Genomic DNA, 9,715 nt, shown 5'->3' on the forward strand with positions numbered 1-9,715 from the left:
GGACAGCGCGAGAGCCCCCGCCCGGCGGACCGGACGGGGGCTCTCGACGGCCTGGGTCAGGCCTTGGGCTTGCGGTTCTTGGCCTTGCCGCGCTCGGTCTGGTCGAGGACGACCTTGCGCACGCGGACGGCGGCCGGGGTCACCTCGACGCACTCGTCCTCGGCACAGAACTCCAGCGCCTGCTCGAGGTTGAGGATCCGCGGCGGCACCAGGCGCTCGAGCTCCTCCGCGGTCGAGGACCGCATGTTGGTGAGCTTCTTCTCCTTGGTGATGTTGACGTCCATGTCGTCGGGCCGGGAGTTCTCCCCGACGATCATGCCCTCGTACACCTCGGTGCCGGGGGCGACCATCATCGAGCCGCGCTCCTGCAGCGAGAACATGGCGTACGACGTCGCCACGCCCTGCCGGTCGGCCACCAGCGAGCCGGTGGGCCGGGCGCGCATGTCGCCCATCCACGGCTCGTAGCCCTCGAGGTTGTGGTTGAGGACGCCGGTGCCGCGGGTCTCGGTGAGGAACTCGGTGCGGAAGCCGATCAGGCCGCGCGAGGGGACGACGTACTCCATCCGCGCCCAGCCGGTGTCGTGGTGCACCAGGTTCTCCATGCGGCCCTTGCGGGCGGCCAGCGCCTGGGTCAGCGTGCCGACGTACTCGCCGGGGGTGTCGATGGTGACCCGCTCGACCGGCTCGTGGAGCTTGCCGTCGATGGTCTTGGTGACCACCTGCGGGCGGCCGACGGTGAGCTCGAACTCCTCGCGGCGCAGCTGCTCGACGAGGATCGCCAGCGCCAGCTCGCCGCGGCCCTGCATCTCCCAGGTGTCGGGGCGCTCGGTGGGCAGCATGCGCACCGACACGTTGCCGACCAGCTCCTGGTCGAGGCGGTTCTTGATGAGCCGGGCGGTGAGCTTCTTGCCCGAGCGGCCGGAGATCGGCGAGGTGTTGATGCCGATGGTGATCGAGATCGACGGCTCGTCGACGGTCAGCGGCGGCAGGGGGCGCGGGTCGTTCGGGTCGGCGAGGGTGTCGCCGATCATGATGTCCTCGATGCCGGCGATGGCCACGAGGTCACCGGGGCCCGCGCTGTCGGCCGGGGTGCGGGTGAGGCCCTCGGTCACGAGCAGCTCGGTGATCTTGACGCGCTGGATGGTGCCGTCGGTCTTGCACCAGGCCACCTGCTGGCCGTTCTTCATCGTGCCGGAGTGGATGCGCAGCAGCGCCAGCCGGCCGAGGTAGGGCGAGGCGTCGAGGTTGGTGACCTGCGCGCGGAGGGGCTCCTCGGCGTCGTAGGTCGGCGCCGGGATGGTGTCCAGCAGCGTCTTGACCAGCGGCCCGAGGTCGGGGCTGTCGGGGCTGGTGCCGTCGGCGGGCCGGGTGAGCGAGGCCTGCCCCGTCTTGCCGTTGCTGTAGACGATCGGGAACTCGAGGGCGTCGGTGTCGAGGCCGTTGTCCTCGAGCAGCTCCATGAACAGCTCGTAGGTCTCGTCGACGACCTCGGCGATGCGCGCGTCGGAGCGGTCGGTCTTGTTGACCACCAGGATCACCGGCATTTGCTTGGCCAGGGCCTTGCGGAGCACGAAGCGGGTCTGCGGCAGGGGGCCCTCGGAGGAGTCCACGAGCAGCACGACACCGTCGACCATCGACAGGCCGCGCTCGACCTCGCCGCCGAAGTCGGCGTGGCCGGGGGTGTCGACGATGTTGACCGTGACCGGGTTGCCGTTCTCGTCGGCCAGCCGGATGGCGGTGTTCTTGGCGAGGATGGTGATGCCGCGCTCACGCTCGAGGTCCATCGAGTCCATGACGCGGTCCTGCGTGGAGTCGTTGTCCGTCCCCTCGCCCTTGGCGCGCCCGAGGGCGCCCGCCTGGCGGAGGAGGGCGTCGACGAGGGTGGTCTTGCCGTGGTCGACGTGGGCGATGATCGCCACGTTGCGCAGGTCGTCGCGGGTGGGCATGCGGAAGGGCACCTCAGGGGGGGAGTCAGGGGGATCCCGCGGCGGCGGCGCACGCGGTACCACGAACAACGGCCGCCGGCCCGGCGACCTTCCCAGCTTAGGCGCTGCGCGCGCCGGCCCTCCCCGCTACGGGCGGTCAGCCACCGTCCACGTCACCCCGGCGGCGGCGATCGTGACCAGACTCACGGCCAGCCAGGCCGGCAGCCCCACGCCGAGCGCGAGCACGTGCGCCAGGACGAACGCCCCGACGTAGAGCGCGCCGAGGCCCAGCGCCACCGCCCAGCCGCGCCGCTGCACCCACAGCCACCCGGCGCCCAGACCGCCGGCGAGGAACACCGCGCCGCCGAGGGCCCGGATCCCGGTGCCCTGCGCGACGCCGAAGCCGGCCGCCAGGCCCGCGGCGACGAGGACGGCGGAGGACAGCCGGGTGCGGGCGCGGGAGAGCACGGACGTCGTCATGACCCCAGTGTCCCCGTCCCGCCGGTCACGGCGCCGCGGCCGCCACCGCCGCGCGGACGCCGTCGGCGGTGAGCTCGTCGGCGGACAGCGGCTCGCCGTCGACGAGGACGGTGGGCGTGCCGGTCACGCCGGCGCGGCTGGCGGCGTCGGTGACCTGCTCGGTCCAGTCGGCGAAGCGCAGGTCGCGGATGCCCCGCTCCACCTCCGGCCCGCCGGCGCCCGCCTGCGCGGCCAGCTCCACCAGCCGGTCGTCGTCGAGCCCCGGACCGCCCTCGGCGGGCTGCCCGGCGAACAGCGCGTCGTGGAACCGCAGCCACGCCTCGGGACCGGCCGCGTCGAGGACGACGGCGGCCGCGTTGAGCGCGCGCGTGGAGTAGTCGTCGGTGGAGGCGCGGTCGAGGAAGGCGATCGTGCGGTAGCGCACCTGCGCCGAGCCGTCGGCGGCCAGTTCCTCCAGGGTGTCGCCCGCGGCCGCCTCGAGGTCGGCGCAGTACGGGCAGAGGAAGTCCTCGTAGACGTCCACGGTCACCGGGGCGTCGCCGGGGCCCAGGGCGACGGCCGTGCCGCCGACGGTGGTGCCGGCCGGGGTGGCGGCGGCCGGGGAGGTCTGCGTGCGCTGGGTCTGCACGACCACCACCACGACGACGGCGACCACGACCAGCACCGCCGCGACGACCCCGCCGACGACGGTGCGGCGGCGCCGGGTCGCGGCCGCCCGAGCCGCCGCCTCCGCGGCCCGCCGCTCGGCGATGCGCTGCCGCGCCGTGCTGCGCCGGGTGTCAGACACGGGCGGGCTCCTCGACGTCGGCCCGGGCTCCGCCGAGCGCGAGCCGCGACCGGGGCCGGCGGGCGAGGGCGAGGGCCACGAGCAGCAGCGCGACGTCGCGGGCCACCTCGGCCGGGTAGCCGGTCTCCCCCGCGGCCACCTCCCCGCCGCCACCGAAGCAGCCGCAGTCGATCTGCAGCCCGCGGGCCCACGCGGAGGCCACCGCGGCGGCGAACACGGCCGTGAGCACGGCCGCGGCGAGAGCGGCCGTGCGCACGAACACCCCGGCCAGCAGCGCCAGGCCGACGGCGACCTCGACCACCGGCAGCCCGAAGGCCACCGGCCCGACGAGCGCCTCGGGCAGCAGCCGGTAGGCGCGGACGGCGCGCACGGCCTCGGCGGGGTCGGGCAGCTTGAGGGCGCCTGCGACGACGAGCACGCCGCCGAGCAGGAAGCGGGCGGCGGTCGCCAGCCACGGCTGGGCTCCGCGGACGACTGTCACGACTCCCTGGTCGTCCTGGGGGCTCCGCTGGTTCCCGGGAGGCGCGAGGGCCCCGGACGCGGGGAGCGTCCGGGGCCCTTCGATCGGGTCCGCCGCGCGTGCGGCGTCCGGGGATCAGGCGGTGCGGAGCACGGCCTCGATCTCGAGCTCGACCTCGATCTTGTCGCCGACGACGACGCCGCCGCCGTCCATCGGCATGTCGATGTCGACGCCGAAGGCCTTGCGGGAGATGGAGGTCTTGGCGCTGAAGCCGGCGCGGGTGCCGCCGTAGGCGTCGGGGCCGAAGCCGTTGACCTCGAGGGCCAGGGTGACGGGCTTGGTGATGCCCTTGATGGTCAGGTCGCCCTGGACGGTCCAGTCCTCACCGTCGGCGACGACGCCGGTGGAGCGGAAGGTCATGACGGTGTGGTTGCCGACGTCGAAGAAGTCCGCGGAGCGGATGTGCGCGTCGCGCTGCTCCTGGCGGGTGTCGATCGAGTCCATGTCGATCGTGGCGTTGACGGTGGACTGCGCCGGGTCCTCGGCGGTGACGATCTCGCCGGAGAACTGGGTGAAGTAGCCGCGGACCTTGCTCACCATCATGTGGCGGACGGAGAACCCGACGGTGGAGTGGCTGGCGTCGATGTCCCAGGTGCCGGCGACGTAGCCGGGGATCTGGACGGCGGTGGTGCTGGTCATTGCTGGCTCCCAGGTAGTTGAGCGTTGTACTTCCGTGCCTCCGACAGCGTAGTTGAGCGCTTGACTATTCCGCCAGTACCCTGGGGGCATGACGACGCAGGTGTCCCCTCCCGACGAGGGAGACGTCGAGCAGCCCGCCGGCGGGACACGCTGGCTCGACGCCGAGGAGCAGCGCGCCTGGCGCGCGTGGCTCTACAGCACCCAGCTGCTCGACGACCGGCTCGAGCGCGAGCTCATGCGCGCCACCGGCATCCCGCAGGCCTACTACGAGATCCTCGTCCAGCTGTCGGAGACCCCGGGCCGGCAGATGCGCATGAGCGAGCTGGCCGACCGCTGCCTGTCCTCGCGCAGCCGCCTGTCGCACGCGGTGTCACGGCTCGAGGAACGCGGCTGGGTCCGCCGGCAGGAGTGCGCCGAGGACGGTCGCGGGCTGCTCGCCGTCCTCACCGACGAGGGCTTCGCCGCGCTGGAGGCCGCCGCGCCGGTCCACGTCGAGTCGGTGCGCACGCACCTGTTCGACCAGCTCACCCCCGAGCAGGTCGCGGCGATGCGCGACATCGGCGAGACGCTGCTGCGCCACCTCGACGCCTCGCGCTGAGGGTCCGCCCGCGGCACGACACGGGGTCCTCCCGCGGGTGGACGACGGAGCGCCCGGCGCTGCCTAGGGTCGGTGCCGACATGGACGGACCCCTGCTCGACCAGCTCGCCGCACGCCTGCGCGACCGGCCCTTCGAGGTCGACGTCGCCCTCGCCTGCCTGGTGGGGCTGGTCACCGTCGTCGCCCCGGCCTCCTCCTACTACGGGTCGGAGGGCATCGCCTTCGTCCTGGGCGTCGCGCTCGTGGTCCCGCTGGCCTGGCGGCGGCGCGCGCCGGTCCCGGCCGCCGGGGTGGTCACCGTGGTGGGCCTCGCCGAGCTGGTCCTCGGCACCGATTTCCTCGCCGCCAACGTGTCGGCGCTGTTCATGGTCTACGCCCTGGCGGCCTACGCCCCGCGCTGGGCGTCGTGGGCGGGCCTGGCGCTGGGCCTGCTCGGCGCCGTCCTGGCCTCGCTGCGCTGGTACTCGTCCTACGCGCCCGACGAGATGCTGTTCCCCGCCGGCGCGATCAGCGTCTCCGTCGTCGCCGCCTGGGCGCTGGGCCGGGTGCGCCGCTCGCGGCTCGGTGAGATCGCGGGCCTCGCCGAGCGGGCGCGGCTGCTGGAGGTCGAGCGCGACCAGGAGATGCGGTTGGCCGCCACCGCCGAGCGGGCCCGCATCGCCCGGGAGATGCACGACGTCGTCGCGCACTCCCTGTCGGTGGTGATCGCGCAGGCCGACGGCGGCCGCTACGCCGGTCGCACCGACCCCGAGGCCGCCACCGGCGCGCTGGAGGCCATCGCCGCCACCGGCCGCCAGGCGCTCACCGACATGCGCGCCCTGCTCGGCGTGCTGCGCGAGGGCCCGGGCGAGGAGTACGCGCCGCAGCCCGACGTCGCAGCCATCCCGGTGCTCGTCGACGACGTGCGGGCCAGCGGGCTCGACGTCGACCTGCTCGTCGAGGGCGAGCCGCGCCCCATGGCCGCCGGCCCGCAGCTGGCCGCCTACCGGATCGTGCAGGAGTCGCTGACCAACGTGCTCAAGCACGCCGGCCCCAACGGGCGGGCGTGGGTGCGGCTGCACTGGCGGCCGGACTCCCTCGAGCTGTCGGTGCTCGACGACGGGCGGGGCGCGGCGGCCGCCGTGGCCGAGAGCGAGGGGCACCTCCAGGGACAGGGCCAGGGGCTGCGCGGGATGCACGAGCGCGCGCAGCTGCACCGCGGACGCATGGAGGCCGGCCCGCGCGCCGGCGGCGGGTGGCGCGTGCACGCCGTCCTGCCCCTGGGAGGTGCGCGGTGACGATCCGGGTGGCGCTGGTCGACGACCAGCAGATGGTGCGGGCCGGGTTCCGCATGGTCATCGACTCCCAGCCCGACCTGACCGTCGTCGGGGAGGCCGGGGACGGCGCCGCCGCGGTGGCGGTGCTGCGCGCGACGCCGGCCGACGTCGTCCTCATGGACGTGCGCATGCCCGGCACCGACGGCATCGAGGCGACCCGGCAGGTGACCGCGCTGCCCGACCCGCCGCGGGTGGTCGTGCTGACCACCTTCGACCTCGACGAGTACGTCGTCGCGGCGATCGGCGCCGGCGCCAGCGGCTTCCTGCTCAAGGACGCCCCGCCCGAGGAGATGCTCGCCGCGGTGCGCACGGTGCACGCCGGCGACTCGGTGATCGCCGCCAGCTCCACCCGGCGGCTGCTGCAGCACGTGGCGCCGATGCTGCGCGGGTCGGCGTCGGCCCCGGCGGGCGGAGGCGGGGGCGCGGAGCTCGCCGAGCTCACCCCACGGGAGCGCGAGGTGCTCGTGCAGATGGCGCTGGGCGCCACGAACACCGAGATCGCCGAGCGGCTGTTCGTCAGCGAGGCGACGGTGAAGACGCACGTCGGGCGGGTGCTCGCCAAGACCGGCTCGCGCGACCGCGTGCAGGCCGTCGTCCTCGCCTACCGGACCGGGCTGGTCTCCCCCGCCGACCTGCTGCGCGACGCCTGACCGCCCTCTGTCGCGCCAGGGGCCCTCTCCGGTAGCGCCTTCGTCGCGCCAATGGCCCTCCGGAGGGGCCTTCGTCGCGCACGTGGCCCCTCCCCGGAGGGGTCCTCGGGGCCGTCGGTCCGCCCCCGGGATGACCGCGGGATCACCCTCTGCTCCGACGCGGGAGGACGCCCCGGACCGCGAGGGTCGTCAGCGTCCCGAGAAGCGATCCGCGGAGGTCCGCAGTGTCCGTCCCCGTCATGACCGTCCCCGGCGAGCCGCCGGCGCCGGTGTCGTCCGCCGCCGTCCGCGCCACCGGCCTGACCAAGGTCTACGGCTCCGGTGAGACGGCGGTGCACGCGCTGGCCGGCGTCGACGTCACCTTCGAGCGCGGCGGCTTCACCGCGATCATGGGGCCGTCCGGCTCCGGCAAGTCCACGCTCATGCACTGCCTGGCCGGCCTCGACACCGCCACCTCCGGGCAGGTGTGGCTGGGCGGCACCGAGCTCACCCGGCTGCGCGACGACCAGCTGACCCGCCTGCGCCGCGAGCGCATCGGCTTCGTCTTCCAGGCGTTCAACCTGCTCCCGGTGCTCGACGCGCGGGAGAACATCGTGCTGCCGATGCAGCTGGCCGGCCGCCGCCCCGACCCGGCGTGGTTCGACGCCGTCGTCGCCCGGCTCGGCCTGCGCGAGCGGCTGCGGCACCGCCCCTCGGAGCTCTCCGGTGGCCAGCAGCAGCGGGTGGCGATCGCCCGGGCGCTGCTCCCCCGCCCCGACGTCGTCTTCGCCGACGAGCCCACCGGCAACCTCGACTCCCGCGCCGGGGCCGAGGTGCTCGACCTGCTGCGCAGCAGCGTCCGCGAGACCGGCCAGACCGTCGTCATGGTCACCCACGACCCCACCGCGGCGTCCTACGCCGACCGGGTCGTGCTGCTCGCCGACGGCCGCCCGGCCGGCGAGATCGACCGGCCCACCGCCGCGTCCGTGCTCGAGGCGCTCCGCGGGCTCGGGGGCTGACCGGTGCTGTCCACCACCCTGGCCGGCCTGCGCGCGCACCTGCCGCGGCTGGTCGCGGCCACGCTCGCGGTCGTCATCGCCACCGCGTTCGTCGCCGCCACGCTCGTGCTCAACGAGACCGCCCGCGCCACGCTGCTACGGGCCGCGGGCGCCCAGTACGTCGGCGCCGACGCCGTGGTCACCGCCCGCGACGGCGGCTCCCTGGCCGGCGACGTCGCCACCCTGACCGCGCTGCCCGGCGTGGCCGCGGTCGACCCGACCACCTCCGCCGATGTCCAGGCCGCCCTCCCCGGCCGCTCGGCCGCCTACCTGCAGGTCGGCAGCGTCGCCGCCGACCCCGAGCTGCGCTGGCAGCGGGTGACCGACGGCGCCCTGCCCGACCGCCCCGGCGAGCTCGCCCTCGGCACGCCGACCGACGCCGAGGTCGGCGACGTCGTCGCGGTGTCCGTGCTCGACCCGGCCACCGGGGACGTCACGGCGACCGCCGAGGCCACCGTCACCGGGCTGGTCGACCTGGCCGGCGACCCCGCCGCGGGCGTGTTCGCCCACGGGTACGCCGTGCCCGAGCAGGTGACCGCCTGGGGCGGCGCCGAGCCGACCGAGCTGCGCGTCGCCGCGGCCCCCGGCACCGACCCGGCCGGGCTGGTGTCCGCGGTCGCCGCGGCCCTCGACGGGCGCGACGTCACGGTGGCCACCGGCGAGGAGGCCGCCGCGTCCGCCGTCGCGTACGTGACCGGCAACCGGCTCGCGCTCACCGCGGTGCTGCTGGTCTTCGCCACCGTCGCGGTGCTCGTGGCGGGGCTGGTCATCGCCAACACGCTCGCGGTGCTCGTCGCGCAGCGCACGCGGGACCTCGCGCTGCTGCGCTGCGTGGGCGCCACCTCGCGGCAGGTCCGGCGCAGCGTGCTCGCCGAGGCCGCGGCCACCGGGCTGGTCGCCTCCGCGCTGGGGGTCGGTGCCGGAATCGGGCTGGCCGCCGTCGTCTCCGCGCTCGTCGGCACCGACTCCCCGATCCCGCTGGAGGGCGTGACCGTGCCGCTGTACGCCGTCGGCGCGGGACTCGCCGTCGGCACGCTCACCACGCTCGTCGCCGCGCTCGGCCCGGCGCGGGCGGCCACCCGGGTGGCGCCGCTGGCCGCGCTGCGGCCGAGCGACCCCGCGCCGCTGCGCAGCCGCGGCGGGATGCTCCGCTTCGCCACCGGCCTGGTGCTGGTGCTCGGCGGGTCGGCGCTGATGGCGCTCGGCGTCGTGATGTCGCAGATCTACGCCGCCCTGGCCGGCGGGGCGGCGAGCTTCCTCGGCGTCGTGCTGCTCGCCCAGCGCGCGGTGCCCCCGGTGGTCGCCGCGGCGGGCCGGGCGCTCGGCCGCGCCGGCGGCCTGCCCGGCCGGCTGGCCGCCGGGAACGCGAGCCGCAACCCGCGGCGGACCGCGGCGACGGCGACCGCGCTGCTCATCGGCGTCACGCTGACCACCGCGATGGTCGTCGGCGCCGCCTCGACCCGGGCGACCGCGCAAGCGGGACTGGACTCCGCCTACCCGGCCGACGTGGAGATCGGCGCGTACGGCGAGCTGCCGGCGTCGCTGCTGCCGCAGCTCGAGGAGGTCGACGGCGTGGTCGGCGGCACGGCGCTCGCCGGCGCCGACCTGACCGGTCCCGACGGGCAGCCGACCTGGGTGCAGGGCGTGGACCCCGTCGACGCCGGCGGGGGGGGGGGGGGGGGGGGGGGGGGGGGGGGGCCGCGCCGGCGGGGGGGGGGGGGGGGGGGGGGGGGGGGGGGGGGGGGGGGGGGGGGGGGGGGGGG

General features: G+C 75.8%; 10 protein-coding genes. 5 read left to right on the plus strand and 5 right to left on the minus strand.

The features are described 5' to 3' along the window. Window positions 1–56: 56 nt before the first annotated feature. From typA to ACI79X_RS12005, 5 genes are all read right to left on the minus strand, one after another. Window positions 57–1,946, minus strand: a complete 1,890-nt coding sequence (gene typA / locus ACI79X_RS11985; protein ID WP_457025621.1) for a translational GTPase TypA — start codon at window positions 1,944–1,946, stop codon at window positions 57–59. A 126-nt stretch (window positions 1,947–2,072) separates the two neighbouring features. Further along, window positions 2,073–2,405 carry a hypothetical protein gene (locus ACI79X_RS11990; protein ID WP_457025622.1) on the minus strand — a complete coding sequence of 111 codons (333 nt, stop codon included), beginning with the start codon at window positions 2,403–2,405 and terminating at the stop codon, window positions 2,073–2,075. 25 nt (window positions 2,406–2,430) lie between these two features. Further along, a complete protein-coding gene (locus ACI79X_RS11995) occupies window positions 2,431–3,192 on the minus strand; it encodes a DsbA family protein (RefSeq protein ID WP_457025623.1) in 762 nt (253 codons plus the stop codon). Beyond that, the gene (locus ACI79X_RS12000; RefSeq protein WP_457025624.1) at window positions 3,185–3,673 is read right to left on the minus strand and encodes a MauE/DoxX family redox-associated membrane protein; all 489 of its coding nucleotides are present in this window, start codon (window positions 3,671–3,673) and stop codon (window positions 3,185–3,187) included. Before ACI79X_RS12000 ends, ACI79X_RS11995 begins: the two co-directional genes overlap by 8 nt. Before the next feature lie 114 nt (window positions 3,674–3,787). Next, a complete protein-coding gene (locus tag ACI79X_RS12005) occupies window positions 3,788–4,351 on the minus strand; it encodes a YceI family protein (RefSeq protein ID WP_457025625.1) in 564 nt (187 codons plus the stop codon). 88 nt (window positions 4,352–4,439) lie between these two features. Here ACI79X_RS12005 and ACI79X_RS12010 point away from each other — a divergent pair, with 88 nt between their 5' ends. The 5 genes from ACI79X_RS12010 to ACI79X_RS12030 form a co-directional block, all read left to right on the plus strand. Then, window positions 4,440–4,949 (plus strand): MarR family winged helix-turn-helix transcriptional regulator, encoded by a 510-nt coding sequence (locus ACI79X_RS12010; RefSeq protein WP_457025626.1) that lies wholly within the window; start codon window positions 4,440–4,442, stop codon window positions 4,947–4,949. A gap of 80 nt (window positions 4,950–5,029) precedes the next feature. Beyond that, window positions 5,030–6,226 carry a sensor histidine kinase gene (locus ACI79X_RS12015; RefSeq protein WP_457025627.1) on the plus strand — a complete coding sequence of 399 codons (1,197 nt, stop codon included), beginning with the start codon at window positions 5,030–5,032 and terminating at the stop codon, window positions 6,224–6,226. Continuing rightward, complete coding sequence (locus tag ACI79X_RS12020; RefSeq protein ID WP_457025628.1) at window positions 6,223–6,915, plus strand: response regulator transcription factor; 693 nt, start codon at window positions 6,223–6,225, stop codon at window positions 6,913–6,915. The genes ACI79X_RS12015 and ACI79X_RS12020 overlap by 4 nt, the downstream gene beginning before the upstream one ends. Window positions 6,916–7,139: 224 nt before the next feature. Next, window positions 7,140–7,913, plus strand: coding sequence for an ABC transporter ATP-binding protein (locus ACI79X_RS12025; RefSeq protein ID WP_457025629.1), 774 nt, complete (start codon window positions 7,140–7,142; stop codon window positions 7,911–7,913). A gap of 3 nt (window positions 7,914–7,916) precedes the next feature. Next, window positions 7,917–9,715 (plus strand): FtsX-like permease family protein (locus ACI79X_RS12030; RefSeq protein ID WP_457025630.1); only part of this gene is annotated, 1,799 nt, incomplete at its 3' end.

It is taken from the genome of Geodermatophilus sp. SYSU D01119 (assembly GCF_054049975.1).